The sequence below is a fragment of the Aequorivita lipolytica genome (assembly GCF_007997135.1).
In the GTDB taxonomy this organism is placed as follows: Bacteria; Bacteroidota; Bacteroidia; order Flavobacteriales; family Flavobacteriaceae; genus Aequorivita; species Aequorivita lipolytica.
The window spans coordinates 37,277-53,607 of record NZ_VORU01000004.1 but is presented as its reverse complement, the minus strand read 5'-3'; the positions used below and the strand labels follow the sequence as shown (position 1 = coordinate 53,607).

Sequence of the window (16,331 nt, the reverse complement as noted above, 5' to 3'; positions counted from 1 at the left end):
GAATATATCTATAAAATTATTCGTGTATTCGTGGTTAATCTTTACTTTTTAGCACTTTTTTTTCTTTTTCTGAAGAAATCAAAAGCAAACCAACCAATTACTAATATCACAAAATACATTAAATATGAAACTGGCTTTCCGCTACCACCAACGGTTGTGAAAAGTCGCTCCCAGCGTACTTTTTTATTTATACCATCCCAACTCATCCAAACAAATACGGGTTTCCCTACAACGTGGTTGAAAGGCACGAAACCCCAAGTACGAGCATCTTCGCTGTTGTTACGGTTATCACCCATCATCCAGTAATAATCCATTTTAAAGGTATATTCTGAAATCGACTTTCCGTTCAGCAATACTTCAGTTCCAGACTGGGTAATTTCATTATCAATCCCTAGCTCGCTGCCTTCGTAAACTTCAATAACACGCTTATATAATGGCAATGTTTCAGCGGTAATGGAAACGGTAGCTCCTTTCTTCGGAATATATAAAGGCCCGAAAAAATCATTGTTCCAAGCATAGTTTTGATTATTTGGAAAAATACGTCCATCCAGTATTCCCTTTTCGTTCCGTAAACGAGTTATGTTAACCACATTTGGATTATTTTTCAGCATTTTCAAGGATTCTTCCGAGATTGCACCAAAGCGGTACGTGTTGTTTCCAAAACCATAGCCGTCTGTAATGTTGTAACGATTGTGGAGCATTTCGGGGTTTAGCTGCCCGTTCACTTGCACATCATAAGAAAATTGAAGTTTAGCTCTGTCTGGCAACTGATTTTGTTTTCCATTAATAAAAACAAAACCATCACGCACTTCCAAGGAATCTCCCGGAAGGCCTACACAACGCTTTACGTAGTTTGACTTTTTATCAATCGGCTTATAGTAATACTTACCATCTCCAGCGGTTTGGAAAGCATTTACAGTATCCACGGGCCAGTTAAAAACTACGATATCGTTACGTTTTATATCCTGAAAACCTGGCAATCTGAAATAAGGAATTTGAGGTTCTGAAAGATATGATTTAACGTGAACCACAGGAATAGTATCGTGAACCATTGGAAATGCGATGGGAGTCATTGGCGCGCGCGCTCCATAATGGAATTTGCTCACAAAAAGGAAATCGCCCACCAACAATGTTTTTTCCAAAGAGGAAGTTGGAATGGTAAACGGCTGCATAATATAAGTATGCACAATAGTGGCAGCAACTACCGCAAAAAGAATAGAACTCACCCACTCGCCCGCTGATGTAGGCGGTTTTAGGCTTCTATCTTTTATGTGTGTTACTTTTTGGGTGTAGTTTATGTAATAAATATAAAGACCGAATGTTAAAATTCCAAGGATAGTATCAGTCGTGGAATTACGTCCAAAACTACGTAGGGTCTCCACCCAAATCACTGGAAACATAATTAAGTTTACAATAGGTACGAAAAGCAAAATTGTCCACCACCACGGACGATTAATGATCTTCATCAAAACAACGGAATTGTAAACCGGTACCGCTGCTTCCCAAGCTTTTCTACCTGCTATTTGGTACAACTTCCACGTTCCCGCAAAATGGATTAACTGAACTATTAAAAAAAATATAAACCAACCTGTCCAACTCATCGTTTATTATTTATTATTATTTTTTATTCTTTAATCTTTATGAAAAAAATTCTGAATTCATAATTCTGAATTCTAAATTGACAGAACATCTTTCATTGTAAAAATACCCTTTTTATCTTTTAGCCATTCCGCTGCTAAAATAGCGCCTTTTGCAAAACCTTCGCGACTGTAAGCTTGGTGTGTAAATGAAATTGTATCCACCTCCGAATTATAAGAAACTATATGAGTTCCTTTAATGTCTTCTTCCCTTTTTGCAGTAATATTTAAAGTATTTTCTTCGGAAGTATTTAGCTTCCAATCCTTTTTATCGCTGTGTTTTAAAATTCCTTCGGCTATTGTAATCGCTGTGCCGCTGGGTGCATCTTTTTTTTCTAGATGATGAATTTCTTCAACTGAAACATCGTATTCCTTCCACGGAGCCATCAACTTAGCGGCATATTCATTTATGCTGAAAAAAAGGTTTACCCCAACACTGAAGTTGGACGCATAAATAAAACTTCCGTTACGCTTTTCACATAAATTTACCATCTCAGAATATTTGTCCAACCAACCCGTAGTACCCGAAACGATAGGAATTCCAGCTTGTAAAGCTTTTGAAATATTTTCGACCGCTGCCTCTGGAGATGAAAATTCTATCGCAACCTCAGCAGCTTCAAAATTTCCTTCGGAAGATTCAAGGGTGCTTTTAAAAACTATGGAATGGCCTTTTTCCAAAGCCAATTTTTCAATGGTCTTACCCATTTTTCCGTAACCAAGAAGTGCTATTTTCATAAGTTAGATGAAGGATGACAGAAGATAGAAAATTTTAGGCTTTCCATTCGTCTTGATTCTTGGTTCCTGATTCCTGTCTCTTCCATCTTTTCTCTTTGTTTTTTTCTCTCTATTCTTTCTTCTACTTAAACCGATACGTCAACGACATTCCGTATTGTGGCTTCGCATTAAACTGATTATAATCGAAATTTGGTTGAAGCGAAAGGTCTTCACTTACTTCATATTGCCTTAAATGTGCATCCACATTTGCATCAACCACATTTAATAAATAAAAAGCTATCGTTACAATAACACTTATGCTTTTATTTTTCTGTGCAGATTTTTGTGCGTTTACCAAACGGTCATCTGATATTCCTTGAAATTCATCATCGGTATAGCCAGCCAATCTCCTTTTGTAAGCATTTCTGAAGCGCTCGTAATCATCATCTTGCTGTTTATAGAAATAAACTCCCGCAGCCATTCCTGCATAAATGATTGGTATTTTCCAATATTTCTTGTTGTAAACCTGTCCCAGTCCCGGCAATACGGCAGAATAAAAAGCAGCTTTTGCGGGAGCCAGCGGATTGTAATCTTCTTTTGGTAAAATTGAATCGTTTACCACAATTACCTTTTCTTCCTTTTTTACAACCAAAGAATCGGTAGTCTGCGCAAACAGGGATGTGGCGAAGATTAAAAAGAAAATATATAGGAAATTACTTTTCACTTTTTATAAGCTTCAAAATACGTTCGAAGTCTTCTTGACTTTTGAAAGGAACAACCAATTGGCCTTTTCCAGACTTAGAAACTTTTACTTCAACCGAAGTTTCAAAAAGATCTGTTAACTCTTTCTTCGCTTTTTTGGCGAAAGTTGGCGCGCTTGATTTCTGCGGAGCTGTTTTTTGATTGGGGTTTTTATAATTTCGAACCAATGCTTCCGTATCGCGCACGGAGAGATTCTGACTTAAAATCTTTTCGTAAATATCTAGTTGATCGCTTAAATCAGCAACGTTTATCAACGCCCGCCCGTGGCCCATACTTATGAAACCATCGCGTATCCCAGTTTGGATGATAGGATCCAGTTTCAGTAATCTAAGATAATTTGCAATGGTAGAACGGTTCTTTCCTACTCTATCGCTCATTTCCTCCTGAGTAACGTTAATTTCCTCAATTAATCTTTGGTATGAAAGCGCTATTTCAATAGGATCTAAGTCTTGCCTCTGGATGTTTTCAACCAGAGCCATTTCCAATGATTCTTGGTCATTAGCAATACGAATGTAAGATGGAATGGTTTCTAAACCAACCAATTTTGAGGCTCGAAAACGACGTTCTCCACTTACCAATTGGTATTTATTGAAATCTAATTTACGAACCGTTATAGGCTGAATAACGCCAAGTTCTCTAATAGATGAAGCCAGTTCGCGAAGTGATTCTTCGTTAAAACTGGTTCGTGGCTGAAAAGGGTTTACTTCAATGCTTCCCAATTCCAACTCGACAATGCTCCCAACAACTTTGTCGGCATTTTTGTCTGCTACAGATTTTATATCATTGGAAGGATCTTTCAACAATGCTGAAAGTCCGCGGCCCAAGGCTTGTTTTTTGGTCGCTTTAGCCATTTATTTTTTTTCGTTTTTCTTAATTAATTCGTGCGCCAAACTTAAATAATTATCGGCTCCTTTACTGGAGGCATCGTAACTAATGATGCTTTCGCCGTAACTGGGCGCTTCACTTAAACGCACATTGCGCTGAATGATTGTTTCAAAAACCATTTCGTCAAAATGCTTTTTTACCTCATCCACCACTTGGTTTGAAAGGCGGAGACGCTGGTCGTACATAGTGAGCAACAATCCTTCAATATCGAGGTTTTCATTGTGTATTTTTTGAACGCTTTTTATAGTGTTCAAAAGCTTTCCGAGCCCTTCCAAAGCAAAGTATTCACATTGAATCGGTATTAATACCGAATCTGCTGCAGTTAATGCGTTCAACGTTAACAAACCCAATGATGGTGCACAGTCTATAAGTATGTAATCGTAATCTGCTTTTAAGTCCTGAATGGCTTTCTTCAGCATATATTCTCGGTTCTCTACATCTACCAACTCTATCTCGATAGCGACCAAATCTATATGTGAGGGGATTAAATCTAGGTTTGGAGAATTTGTTGAAACGATGGCTTGCTTTGCAGTAGCGCTGTGCTCAAGCAATTGATAAGTGCCAATTTCCACACTTTCCACATCAATACCCAATCCCGAAGTGGCATTGGCCTGAGGATCTGCGTCAATAAGTAAAACTTTCTTCTCCAAAACGCCCAATGAGGCCGCTAAATTTACTGAGGTTGTAGTCTTGCCTACGCCTCCTTTTTGGTTTGCAATTGCAATAATTTTACCCATTAATTTGCTTGAGATTTTAGCAGTTAAAAGTACAATTAATTATGTGGATAGAAAATCATTTTTGTTAACAGGAAGTGAACATTAGCTTTAAGCCGTAAGCTTTAGGCTGTAAGCTTTTACTTATTTTGCCTAAAGCCTATCGCCTATAGCTTAAAGCATTTTATTTACTCTTCTTTTCGCGAATCATTGCTTCTAGCATATCCCACATTTCTTGTGATACTTCTTCTAATTGATTCATTTGTCCAGCGCCTTTTAGCCATTCGCCGCCGTCAATAACCACTACTTCGCCGTTTATGTACGCTGAAAAGTCTGAAACAAGATATGCTGCTAGATTTGCCAATTCTTGATGTTCACCTACTCTTTTGACGGGAACCTTTTTTGCTGGGTCAAATTTTTCTTTCAAATCGCCCGGAAGTAATCTGTCCCAAGCACCTTTTGTTGGAAATGGTCCCGGAGCAATGGCATTAAAACGCATTCCGTACTTGGCCCATTCTACCGCCAAAGAGCGGGTCAACGCTAATACACCGGCTTTTGCAGTTGCGCTTGGCACTACGTATGCCGAGCCCGTAAAGGCATATGTTGTAACTATATTTAAAACCACTTTGTTAGTTTCCTTTTTCTCAATCCAATGTTTACCAAAAGCGAGCGTACAGTTTTTTGTTCCTTTTAAAACAATATCTATAATGGTGTCAAAAGCATTCGCGGAAAGTCTTTCCGTAGGCGAAATGAAGTTGCCTGCGGCGTTATTCAACAAAACATCTACGGTGCCAAATTCTTTCACAGAAGCTGCTACCATTGCTTCTACCTCATCATAATTGCGAACATCACATTGCACAGGAAGCACTTTTCCGCCGGTGGCGGCTTCTAGTTCTTCTTTAACTGCTTTCAGTTTTTCTATGTTTCGGGAAGTGATTACTACATTGGCTCCCAATTCCAGAAAATAGGTTGTCATTGCTTTACCCAAGCCGCTTCCGCCGCCGGTTACTACTATTGTTTTTCCTTTTAGTGCATCGTCGCGAAGCATTTTTGCAGTGTAGTCCATAATATTTTAATTGAAGTGCAAAAATACATATAATTGAGCAACAACTCCATTTAAAAAAGGATACCTGTTTCTTCAAATACAACGTTATAAGTTCTAATGAACCCACAATTCCCTGTTAAATAAACTTTAAACCTCCAATTGCACCGTCCCCTTTTTTTTATCTTCCCAAAGATTAATAACAAAACCATCCAAAAAAGCACATAATGAAGGCATCTGCCACCTCCGAAAAAGAACAAGTTTTAAGTGAATTAAAACCTGGAGAAAGAACCGTTATGGACCTTCCGCACGGAGGCTATCTTTTTTTGGAACACGATGTGCCTTTCTTGATAATATACCGAAATATTCCCGATGACAAAGCGACAATTCGTTTGGCTAGAACGGGGGCTTCCTATTTAATTTTAGGTAAGGAACATTTTGACTATTTCAAGGAATTTTTAAACGAACTTACCAAAAAAATGAGCGCGCGATTCGGTTCGTTTATCTTAATGGAAATATTTTGTGGCGCTCCAGGTAGTACCGAATTTGTTATTCTCGGCCCCTCACATAAGCTTCCGGTTTCCCTGGAAGTTTTAAGGGACGAACTGGACAAAGTGGAAAGTAGAAGGTATGGAGGTCAATTGCTTACTGCACGAATTGAAAAAACTAAACAAAGACAATCTCAAACTAAGCAAGCTTTTTTTAGTATTGAAGAAATTAAAGACTATGGTGGTACGATGATCGGTCTTGAAGTGCCACCAGTTTATAGAGATGTTGAGGGAAATGTATATCCACTGTATTTTAGAAAATTTAGAGAAGGTTTTGCAGCTGCCATACATAAAGCGGTTTTTGAGTTTATTAGGGTGCAAACGTCTTCTGATTTAGAAAGTTTTGCCGCTTTAGGGAAACGGAAAATTCACGAAGAAGTTTTTAAAATTGATCGCGGACTCACGGAAATAGAAAGCAGTTACCAATTTTTGTTGCTGGTGTCGCCAGTGAATATCCAATCCATGCGCGAACGTTTCTTTGAAACAAATTTTGAGGAATTAAATGCATATCACTACCGTCTTCTCCCAATAGACCCCGATATTCTAAAACGTAAACTTTACGACTTACGAATCGATGAAATTGACGATCCGGCTATTTCCTTTCTCTTTGACGAAAAACGAGAGGAAATTGACCAACAATTAACGATGCTGAAGGAGCGCGGCTCGAAGAATTTTTTCTACCGCAGCGTCCGGTTATATCAAGGTCTGGATAAAAAAATTGTGTCTGAAGCAGAAACAATACTTCAGAATATTTCAGAAGATAAATACCAAGAAAATACAAAGACCTTAGATGCCAAAGCCTTCGGAAGAATGGCTGAAGCTGAATTTGATTTTTTCCGAATCCAAGCTCCTGATTACACGTGCAGGGTGCATATTCGTGAAGATGTAAATGTTATGATGGTTTCCAAGGGCGAACTTTATCTTCCAGCAGATTACACATTGACAAAATCTGAAGCATCGGCACTAATCCAGCACGAGGTTGGCACACACGCGCTTACGTACTACAACGGTAGCCAACAGCCGCTGAGCCAACTTTCACAGGGTCTCGCGGATTATGATTCGCTTCAGGAAGGCATAGCAGTACTTTCCGAATACTTAATTGGAGGACTCACCGGAAACAGGTTGCGCACACTTGCAGGGCGCGTTATTGCAGGAGAAGCGCTGCTAGATGGCGCAGATTTTAAGGAAGTTTTCAATTTGCTTTATTCGAAGTATAACTTTTCAAAAGAACCTGCATTCAATATTACTTCCCGAATTTTTCAGGGTGGCGGATTTCTAAAAGATATTATTTATTTAAAGGGTCTTGTGGAGCTTCGGGATTATCTAGTTCAAGGAGGCAATTTAGAATTTCTGCTCTCGGGAAAATTTGCATTAAAACATGTGCCGATGATTAAAGATCTTACAGATCGCGGACTGCTGTATCCACCAAAAATAAAACCTAGATATTTAAATGAAGTTGGTTTCAAAGAAAAAATGGCCAAATTGAGACAAGGAATTTCCATCTCCGAAATGGTATAAAAAAATGAACTGCCCACGAAAAAGAAGATCATAAACAAAGAAAATCAGAACATCGGGCATTCCGGTTTCCTTTAAAACACATGAATACAAATGAAAATATGTTTTGTAATAAGTGACATTAAAACCGAAGCTTGCGGGACAACGGTTGTTATATTAAGAAAGGCGCATGAACGGGGACACCAAGTGTATGTTATGAGCGTTGGCGATTTTATCTTTCATCGCGACAAAGATATAAGTCTGCGCTGTAAAAAAATCCCACCTTCAATTAAAGGTGAGACTGTGGAAAAATTTTGGGAACAGGTACAGGATGACAACTTAAAAGCGAAGCCAGTACCCAGCACAGATATGGATATTCTTTTTCTTCGGAATAATCCTACGGAAGAAACTTCAGATAGACATTGGGCAGAACACTGCGGAATCGCTTTCGCTCGTATGATTCAACAAACGGGGGTTTTGGTGCTGAATGACGCTTTCGCCATGAGCCATGCATTTATTGATAAGTTGTATTTTGAAGAGTTGCCCGCAGAAATTAAGCCCAACAGTTTGATTACCCGCAGCAAGGAAGATTTGATGAAGTTTTGGGAGAAGAACGGAAAAAAAATGGTGCTAAAACCTTTGGAAGGCAGCGGCGGACAGGATGTTTATTTAATTGATAAAGACAAAAAGAACCTCAACCAAATTGTGGAAACACTTATTGCCAAAGGATACATCATTGCCCAAGAATTTTTACCGAAAGTAAGCAAAGGCGATGTAAGAGTGATTTTAATGAACGGAAAAATTCTCGAGGAAAACGGGGAAAAAGCGGTAATAAGAAGGGTAAGCAGTGATAAAAGTGAATTCCGAAGCAACCTTTCCTTGGGCGCCAAAGCTAAAAAAACAAAACTCACGCCAGAAATGGAGCATATAGTTTCATTGACCGCCCCTAAACTTATACGCGACGGACTCTTTTTTGTTGGCTTAGACATCGTAGATGATAAACTGATAGAAATAAACGTATTGAGCCCAGGCGGTCTCGACTATTGTGAAGATATAGGTTTGCCTGGATTTACCGATACCGTAATTGACGCCTTGGAGCGTAAAATGGAGTACCGAAAATATTATAAAAATAGCTTAAGTAATAGGGCTTTGGCTACGATGGACTAATAAAAAATTGCTAGATGCTGGGTGCTGGGTGCACGATACAAAATTGATGGTTCACAACTAATAAAAAACAAAGATTTGAAAGACATACCGAGAATTATTGGAGAATACGATAGCGATAAAAAAGGCCCCTTATTGTTTATTACTGCCGGTGTGCACGGAAATGAGCCAAGCGGTGTCGTGGCTTTGAAAGAGGTTTTTGAAATTCTAAACGCTGAAAAGCCCGATATTATGGGTAAAGTAATTGGCGTTTCAGGGAACCAAGAGGCATTAAGCAAAGCCGTTCGCTATATTGATGAAGATTTGAACCGAACTTGGACTAAAGAAAACATCGCCTCAGAAAACAAAAATTCCCACGAAAAAAAGGAAATGTTTGAGATAATTGATGTTCTAGAAAAATATCCTGAAAAGGATTTTACCAAACGCTATTTTTTAGACTGCCACACCACTTCGTCCGCAAGTGAGCCTTACATTTCAGTTCAGGATGTGAATGATAATGATGCTTGGGCGCATAAATTTCCAACTTACATAATTCGCGGATTCTCAGATATCGTTTTGGGCTGCATCGACCACTACGAAAGCAGAATAGGAATCACCGGTTTTGTGTTTGAAGGCGGGCAACACGAAAGTAAAATTTCAGAAAAAAACCATGAAGGGATGATTTGGTTGGCCCTTCAGCACGCCTGCGAGTTAAATTTAGATTCATTAATAAATTACCCTGAAGCAGCTAAAATGCTAGCGAAAAAAAGAAAAAATCGCAAAACTTTCGAAATCGAATACCGCCACGGAATAAAAGATGAGGATGAATTTGAGATGGAGCCTGGTTATAGCAATTTTCAACCAATAGAAAAAGGAGAATTGTTGGCATACCAAAACGACAAAGCCATTTATAGCGAATGGGATGCTTATATTTTTATGCCACTTTATCAAAGTCAAGGTAATGACGGCTTTTTTGTAGTGGATGAAGCACATTAAGATTTACTGTTGAAGTTAAATTTTTTAAAAAAAATAGTAAACTGAGGGTTAAAGATTGCCAAATGCGTGTCTTTCACTTCCCCCTCTTTGTATCTTGAGACTATGGAAAAAGTATTAATAGCAGGTGCAAATGGCACCACAGGAAAAAAGATAATTTCAATATTAAAAAATTCGAATAAATACGAACCTATTGCAATGGTTCGAAAAGAGGATGAAATCTCACAGTTTAAGAATGAAGGCATAAAAACCATTCTTGCAGATCTTGAAAATGATGTGAGCCAAACCACTAAAGGCATTGATCGTGTAATTTTTGCAGCTGGTTCGGGCGGAAAGAAAGTAAAGGAAGTTGACCAAGAAGGTGCAAAGAAATTGGTGGATGCATCTAAGAAAGACGGTATTAAGAAGTTTGTGATGCTAAGCTCGATGGGTGCCGATAATCCCGAAGAAGCTTCTGAATTAAAAGATTACCTGAAAGCGAAACACAACGCCGATGAACATCTTAAAAATTCGGGACTTGAATATACTATTGTGCGTCCGGGGGCTCTTAATAACAATGAAGGAAAAGGAAAAATCGAATTGGACAACAAGCTAAATAAAAGCGGTGAGATTTCCCGTCGCGATGTAGCTGAAACTTTGGTTGGCTCTTTGGAAGATGACGTTGCAAAAAACAAAACCTTTGAAATTTTAGAAGGCGAAACTTACATTAAAGCTGCGTTAGAAAAAATTTAAAATTTCTGATTAGAAAATTAATTAAAAAGCATCTGAATTATTTTAGATGCTTTTTTTATGGGCGGCATTTATTAAAATCATTCCGATTGCCAAAGTAATTTTTGTGCCGTTCCGTGATCTCCCAATTGATAAACGCTTAGAGAAGCTGCTTCAAATTGAATTGGTTTGAAAACATGTTGCGCCAAGCTGTCCAATAACATTTTCTGCGCCACACCAAGACTTATGTGCGGATCAAAATTTTCGTAGCTATATTTCTCAATAAATTCGGGAACATAGATCACGGTGGATTCACGAATGGGACTTCCGTCAGGATTTTGTACGAAGGATTCTTCGGAACCGTTTTTTACAATATATGGTTTTACCAGTTCAATTGTCTTTTTATGAATTTTCAACAAAGACTTGGTCTTTTCAATACGCACCATTGCGAAACTTTCCTCTTTGTCTTGGTAATAGAAAAGGCTTTCAGCTTGCAGGGAATCTTGCGGGATTGCTTTATGTAAACCTTCCAGAGCCGCATTCACTTTTGGCAAATCGGTTGCATTTATGAAACATTGCAAAAGCGTAATGTGCGGGATATGGTTCTCATCAAGCTTAATAGTTTCTGGATTATTTTGATGTATGTGTGAATTTAGTTTAAGAGCTTGCGCATCCATTTCTTCCGAAGGAATTATCAAAACATCTATCGCGATTATATTATCCTTTTTTGGAGCACAAGAAAGCAGACCTAAGCTAACGGCCATTGCAATGAAGCGTTTTTTCATAATTGCAACTTCTATTCAACTATCATTTTTATGGTTTGCAGTGAGATACCGTTGTCTAATTTCAACACGTAAATTCCGCTGTATAAGTTGTGGTTCCAAGTTAATTGTGTGCTTGCGTTTGTCCACGTTTGTTGCATTAATCTTTGTCCGGTAATGCTGAAAACTGTAGTTGTTAGTTTTTCTGCTGAAATATTATTCGGAATTGCAATATTGATAGTTTTCTGCACAGGATTTTGAGCGAGAATAAATTGATTTGAAAATTGGTTTTCACCTACGGCAATCAAACCATCCCTAATTTCATCTAAAGCAAACTGCGCACTTGCCGCTGTTACGGTTACGTGATCTTCATTTTCGTTCGGAATATAGAAATTCACGAAAGGTGAATCGCTCAAGTTTGGTGTGGCAAACCAATCTGGATTGTCTATTGCCAAAGCACTCATTGTTGGAATGAAAGAATATAAGTCTTGCTGAAGCGCATTAATAAAATCAATCAACACCGGATTTCCGCCGCCGTCGCCAAGTGCATCACTAATACTTCCCGTTCCGCCCGGAGCACTATCTACTCCGTCGCTGTTACCAGGCGCTTGTGAAGTTGTTTGATAGGTATTTATTGGGATTCCAAAAAAGTTGACAGTAACATCTGTAACCGTGTTTGTCTGATTTGCAGCCGGAGTGAATTTTAGCACTACATCTATATCGGTAGTGGCGTCAATGGTCAAGTTGGTATCAACAACAGTTATCCCGGGACTGCCTGTAGTTGTTCCGTTTCCGCTGCCGTTTATCATTGTTACGTTTCTTACATTACTTGGAAAACCTAGTGCATCCAACTCTGCTTGGAATTCATTTCTGAAATTAGGAGCGCCAAGAGGCAAAACTTTTGTAGGATCCTGCTCATATGTTGAGCCCGCCAAAAGATGGCCGAGCAGATGATCAACAAGCATTTCCTTAGCTGCAGGGGAATTTAATAATTGATCAACAACTTGTTGTGCGGTTGCATCTCCTACTTGCTCAGCAAAATAGTTTATTAAATATTGAAGACTAATGGGAATATTTGCTCCACGATGTGGCGAATCAAAAGAAATATAAAGACGTGTTTCGGAATCTAAACTGTTGTCTTCCATATATGCTAATCCGTAGCGCGCAATTAGGCCACCCATACTTGGGCCGAGTACAACCAATTCATTATTGCCTACTTTGTCGGCATTTAATTTCTGGATCATTGCTATCAAAACCATTGCGTTTCTTTGAATATAATCTCCTCCGCCGTCTATGTCTTTACCGCCAGTATTATATAGCGGAGCGTTGAGGATTACAATATCAAAACCTTCATCGCGGAGAATATCCGCTAGGTTTTGTCCATCAAAACTTAAACTTGCGTAAAGACCGCCGATATCCCTAGAATCTCCCGGATCGAAACCATCGAGGACGATGATTGGGTTGTCCAGCACGCCATCTACATTATCTAAATAGATTTCGTATTCGCCTTGTCCGAAATAGGCCTGACTTTCATCATAGCCCTGGTAGGCAATGTTTGCGGTGATGGTTTCAACCACCATGCTTTCAGGGTATATTGCACCTTCAGGAATATTTTGAAAACGTATTTGGGCGAAGGTGAATTGTGTGGTAAGGATTAATAGGAATATGTAAAAGTTTTTCATTGGTAGGTATTTTGCTTTGGAAAGGTAGTGAAAATTTGGTTGTCTATTTTGGATTTTTGATTTCTGGGCTTTAGTTGTTATTACAATATTAAATTTAAAAATATATTAATTTAAAAGTATGAGGAAACTTGAAAGAAATAACATTATTTTATGACACCATTTTAATAATTTTGCCATTTGTCGAAAAAATTGATTCACTTGTCGATTGAAAGTTATTTTTTTGTACATTTAGACTCCTCCCCAGTTATTTAGCTAATTAAATTATTGTTTAACTAAATACTGTTATTATGAAAACCAAATTATTCTTCAGATTACTTTTTTGTACATTTATGCTAAATGTATTTTTATGAACGCACAGCAAGAATTTATTTGTGCAACACCGGATGGCACCGCACCAAGCCAACCTGGGGCATATAGCTTTGCTGACGATATTCCAACATTAGAGAACTTTACCCCTGTTGTCTTTAATGTTTTCTTTTGGGGGATTAACGATAATAATGGCTACAGCGCATTTCCATTAACAGAAAATACTGCCCTTTCTGCAGTAGCTAAAATGAATATTGAATTTAACCAATTCGGTATCTTTTTTAAATATTACGGGATGGATTTTATTGATTCCGATCAATACTATATTGTTGACCGTGGCGCAGGAGAACTGTATGGCCATGCAAGCATTTTTGATTATGTTAGGGCCAACAACCTTAGAAAAACCGATGCCTTTAACATTTATGTGCCCTACTCAACCTTGGGTTTTGCTGGAGCAGCAGAAGAACGTAAAAGAGTTAATATGGTAATGAATGGATTTAGTATTATAAATAGCCATACTTTACTTAGCCATGAAACAGGACATTGCTTTAATTTAAAACACACTTTTGTTAATTGGCATGATAATGCTTGTGAACACGTTACAAGAGACATAACAAACCAACATTATAATGCCGATAAAAGAGGCGATAGTATTACCGATACTGCCGCTATGCCAGACTTTAAGGATGAACATTATTGGGAACTAAGAGATATGGGATATACCCCTGAGGAAGCAGATTCTTTGGCTATTCCATATAAATATATTGATCCCGTGACTTTTGAATATACAGGCACTGGGGATGATTGCCTAAATCCTCCAGTCGCTTATGACATTTTTCCAATTGATGTAAAAAACATCATGTCCTATAGCCCCGCTGCTCCACAATATTCAAAAAAGTTTACCACTGGGCAAAAGATTAGAATGCACGAAGCCATACTTGAAGATTCGTATGACGAATTTGGGGCGGCAACAACAACTTTCGCAACACTCTATGAGCCTTATAAGGGAAGCTATCCATTATATTACCCACACCCACAACCATGGCCAATGCCCATGTTCCAACCCGGATTTACTTATGATTTTATAGAATGTTGTTGCGAATATATTCAGCCTGCTGAATACGGTGATCCAAACTTTAGCGTAGAGCCAGGTCATGTTGTAAAACATGTAGATAAGTATTTGACCCTTTACAACCAGATTTATCATCCAAACCATTCGGCGATAATTATCCACGAAATAGATCAGGCTTTTGGAGCTACTTCAGTCCAAAAATGTTATGATAATTATCAAACACCACCGATACTGGGAGGAAAGGTTATCCGGTTTAACGATAATATTTTAAATGCCAATGTTACAATTACCCAAAAAGACTCTACTCAGATTACAGACCCTCAATTAATACCAAACTTAGATAATGGTCTTTATAAAATAGAGACAAATTATGGCAATGGGGTTGATGAAGAGACGGTAATTTACAAAACAGGAAATTGATAACCCAAAACTAAAGGACAGCCTCAAATTTTGGGGCTGTTTATTTATAAAAAATTATGATAAAATATACATATATAATTGCTATTATTCTATTTAACCTTAAAAGTACAGCTCAATTTGGTTCCCAACAGCTAATTACAACCGAGGCAAATTTGCCAGTAAGAGTAGTATGCGGCGATATTAATGGTGATGGAAATATGGATGTGGCACTAGCTGCAAGATCTTTGGCAACTCCCTATAACCTCGCTTGGTTAGAAAACACAAATGGCAACGGTGATTTTGGATCCATAAATCTAATTGGAACGATGAGTGAAACATACAGAATTAACTTAGCCGATTTAGATAATGATGGTGATTTGGACGTTATTGGAGCCACTGTATTTTTAGATATTATTTCTTGGTATGAAAACTTAGATGGTTTAGGCAACTTTAGCCCTAGAAATATCATTTCGAATACCGCAGATGGTGCACATGATGCTATTGGAGCAGATATAGATAATGATGGCGATATGGATGTTGTTTCAGCATCAAATAACTCTGGCTTAGCGTGGTATGAAAACCTTGATGGACAAGGAAATTTTAGCGCTCCAAAAATAATTAATAATATAATTGACTCTTCACGCTCCGTTGTGGCAGTTGATATGGATGGGGATGGAGATATGGACATTTTGGGTAATGCGAGACAACCCGCGCAAATATTCTGGATGGAAAATATGGATGGGCAGGGCACTTTTGGGACAATGCATATTGTACTTGAGATGGGCTTTTATGCCAATACCGTTTTTGCTGCAGATGTGGATGGGGATAACGATATGGATATTTTTTCAGCAACCCCATATATTAATGAAGTTGCGTGGTATGAAAATCTAGATGGTCTTGGAAATTTTGGATCAAAAAATATAATAACCAATACCTTATCCAAACCATACGCAGTCTATGTTGCAGACCTTGACAATGATGGGGATAATGATGTACTCGCTACTAGTGTGGATCCTTTTGGTGGGGAAGTAGTTTGGTTTGAAAATTTAGATGGGCTCGGTTCATTCAGCACCAAAAATAGTATTGACAGTAATTTGGTATTTCCGAGGGATGTTTATGCAGCCGATATTGACAATGACGGCGATTTGGACGTATTTATTGCCGATCAAAACGCTAACAAAATAGCTTGGTATGAAAATTATACTATTTTATCGGTAGAAGAAAATCAAATAAACTCTTTAACGGTCTATCCAAACCCTACTAAGGGATTAATTTATATAAACCCCAAAACTAAAACCATTATTAGTATAGGTGTCTTTGATTTACTGGGAAAAAAAGTGCTTCAATTAGAAGGAAACATCCAGCGAATAGATATTTCAACACTTCAAAGTGGGATGTATTTTTTGAGGATAGCAACCGATGCTGGTTCTTTTGTGCAAAAAATTATAAAGGAATAATTTCTAATAAATATT

Annotated in this window: 14 protein-coding genes; 6 read left to right on the top strand and 8 right to left on the bottom strand. The window is 38.1% G+C overall.

From position 1 onward, the window contains the following. Nucleotides 1-41 precede the first annotated feature (41 nt). The 6 genes from lepB to ESV24_RS06405 all read right to left on the bottom strand — a co-directional run bounded on the left by lepB (nucleotide 42) and on the right by ESV24_RS06405 (nucleotide 5,777). The gene (gene lepB / locus ESV24_RS06430) at nucleotides 42-1,601 is read right to left on the bottom strand and encodes a signal peptidase I (RefSeq protein WP_111815568.1); all 1,560 of its coding nucleotides are present in this window, start codon (nucleotides 1,599-1,601) and stop codon (nucleotides 42-44) included. 72 nt (nucleotides 1,602-1,673) lie between these two features. After that, on the bottom strand, nucleotides 1,674-2,372 hold the full coding sequence (gene dapB / locus ESV24_RS06425) for a 4-hydroxy-tetrahydrodipicolinate reductase (RefSeq protein ID WP_111815567.1): 699 nt from the start codon (nucleotides 2,370-2,372) through the stop codon (nucleotides 1,674-1,676). 121 nt (nucleotides 2,373-2,493) lie between these two features. After that, the gene (locus tag ESV24_RS06420; RefSeq protein ID WP_111815566.1) at nucleotides 2,494-3,075 is read right to left on the bottom strand and encodes a DUF5683 domain-containing protein; all 582 of its coding nucleotides are present in this window, start codon (nucleotides 3,073-3,075) and stop codon (nucleotides 2,494-2,496) included. Further along, a complete protein-coding gene (locus tag ESV24_RS06415) occupies nucleotides 3,065-3,964 on the bottom strand; it encodes a ParB/RepB/Spo0J family partition protein (RefSeq protein ID WP_111815565.1) in 900 nt (299 codons plus the stop codon). The genes ESV24_RS06420 and ESV24_RS06415 overlap by 11 nt, the downstream gene beginning before the upstream one ends. Continuing rightward, nucleotides 3,965-4,735, bottom strand: a complete 771-nt coding sequence (locus tag ESV24_RS06410; RefSeq protein ID WP_111815564.1) for a ParA family protein — start codon at nucleotides 4,733-4,735, stop codon at nucleotides 3,965-3,967. A 160-nt stretch (nucleotides 4,736-4,895) separates the two neighbouring features. Continuing rightward, on the bottom strand, nucleotides 4,896-5,777 hold the full coding sequence (locus tag ESV24_RS06405) for an SDR family oxidoreductase (RefSeq protein ID WP_111815563.1): 882 nt from the start codon (nucleotides 5,775-5,777) through the stop codon (nucleotides 4,896-4,898). A gap of 203 nt (nucleotides 5,778-5,980) precedes the next feature. Between ESV24_RS06405 and ESV24_RS06400 the strand changes: the two genes are divergently transcribed. From ESV24_RS06400 to ESV24_RS06385, 4 genes are all read left to right on the top strand, one after another. Continuing rightward, complete coding sequence (locus tag ESV24_RS06400) at nucleotides 5,981-7,819, top strand: peptidase MATCAP family protein (protein ID WP_111815562.1); 1,839 nt, start codon at nucleotides 5,981-5,983, stop codon at nucleotides 7,817-7,819. A gap of 90 nt (nucleotides 7,820-7,909) precedes the next feature. Beyond that, nucleotides 7,910-8,962: an ATP-grasp domain-containing protein gene (locus tag ESV24_RS06395; protein WP_111815561.1), complete on the top strand. Its 1,053-nt coding sequence runs from the start codon at nucleotides 7,910-7,912 to the stop codon at nucleotides 8,960-8,962. 75 nt (nucleotides 8,963-9,037) lie between these two features. Then, complete coding sequence (locus tag ESV24_RS06390; protein ID WP_235004002.1) at nucleotides 9,038-9,934, top strand: M14 family metallopeptidase; 897 nt, start codon at nucleotides 9,038-9,040, stop codon at nucleotides 9,932-9,934. A 102-nt stretch (nucleotides 9,935-10,036) separates the two neighbouring features. Further along, nucleotides 10,037-10,663 (top strand): SDR family oxidoreductase, encoded by a 627-nt coding sequence (locus ESV24_RS06385; protein ID WP_111815560.1) that lies wholly within the window; start codon nucleotides 10,037-10,039, stop codon nucleotides 10,661-10,663. Between the two features lie 77 nt (nucleotides 10,664-10,740). Here the strand turns inward: ESV24_RS06385 and ESV24_RS06380 are convergent, their stop codons facing one another. Together ESV24_RS06380 and ESV24_RS06375 are read right to left on the bottom strand one after the other, a co-directional pair. After that, complete coding sequence (locus ESV24_RS06380) at nucleotides 10,741-11,424, bottom strand: 2'-5' RNA ligase family protein (RefSeq protein ID WP_111815559.1); 684 nt, start codon at nucleotides 11,422-11,424, stop codon at nucleotides 10,741-10,743. 11 nt (nucleotides 11,425-11,435) lie between these two features. After that, a complete protein-coding gene (locus ESV24_RS06375) occupies nucleotides 11,436-13,082 on the bottom strand; it encodes a T9SS type A sorting domain-containing protein (RefSeq protein ID WP_111815558.1) in 1,647 nt (548 codons plus the stop codon). Nucleotides 13,083-13,428: 346 nt separating this feature from the next. Between ESV24_RS06375 and ESV24_RS06370 the strand changes: the two genes are divergently transcribed. Further along, nucleotides 13,429-14,880 (top strand): zinc metalloprotease, encoded by a 1,452-nt coding sequence (locus ESV24_RS06370; RefSeq protein WP_111815557.1) that lies wholly within the window; start codon nucleotides 13,429-13,431, stop codon nucleotides 14,878-14,880. Between the two features lie 56 nt (nucleotides 14,881-14,936). Beyond that, complete coding sequence (locus ESV24_RS06365; protein ID WP_111815556.1) at nucleotides 14,937-16,316, top strand: T9SS type A sorting domain-containing protein; 1,380 nt, start codon at nucleotides 14,937-14,939, stop codon at nucleotides 16,314-16,316. Nucleotides 16,317-16,331 lie beyond the last annotated feature (15 nt).

Excerpts from the sequence above, each read along its gene's own strand:
- ESV24_RS06400 (WP_111815562.1), top strand. The coding sequence starts at position 5,981 with ATGAAGGCATCTGCCACCTCCGAAAAAGAACAAGTTTTAAGTGAATTA.
- ESV24_RS06380 (WP_111815559.1), bottom strand. The coding sequence starts at position 11,424 with ATGAAAAAACGCTTCATTGCAATGGCCGTTAGCTTAGGTCTGCTTTCT.
- dapB (WP_111815567.1), bottom strand. The coding sequence starts at position 2,372 with ATGAAAATAGCACTTCTTGGTTACGGAAAAATGGGTAAGACCATTGAA.
- ESV24_RS06375 (WP_111815558.1), bottom strand. The coding sequence starts at position 13,082 with ATGAAAAACTTTTACATATTCCTATTAATCCTTACCACACAATTCACC.
- lepB (WP_111815568.1), bottom strand. The coding sequence starts at position 1,601 with ATGAGTTGGACAGGTTGGTTTATATTTTTTTTAATAGTTCAGTTAATC.
- ESV24_RS06415 (WP_111815565.1), bottom strand. The coding sequence starts at position 3,964 with ATGGCTAAAGCGACCAAAAAACAAGCCTTGGGCCGCGGACTTTCAGCA.
- ESV24_RS06405 (WP_111815563.1), bottom strand. The coding sequence starts at position 5,777 with ATGGACTACACTGCAAAAATGCTTCGCGACGATGCACTAAAAGGAAAA.
- ESV24_RS06385 (WP_111815560.1), top strand. The coding sequence starts at position 10,037 with ATGGAAAAAGTATTAATAGCAGGTGCAAATGGCACCACAGGAAAAAAG.
- ESV24_RS06370 (WP_111815557.1), top strand. The coding sequence starts at position 13,429 with ATGAACGCACAGCAAGAATTTATTTGTGCAACACCGGATGGCACCGCA.
- ESV24_RS06365 (WP_111815556.1), top strand. The coding sequence starts at position 14,937 with ATGATAAAATATACATATATAATTGCTATTATTCTATTTAACCTTAAA.
- ESV24_RS06410 (WP_111815564.1), bottom strand. The coding sequence starts at position 4,735 with ATGGGTAAAATTATTGCAATTGCAAACCAAAAAGGAGGCGTAGGCAAG.
- ESV24_RS06395 (WP_111815561.1), top strand. The coding sequence starts at position 7,910 with ATGAAAATATGTTTTGTAATAAGTGACATTAAAACCGAAGCTTGCGGG.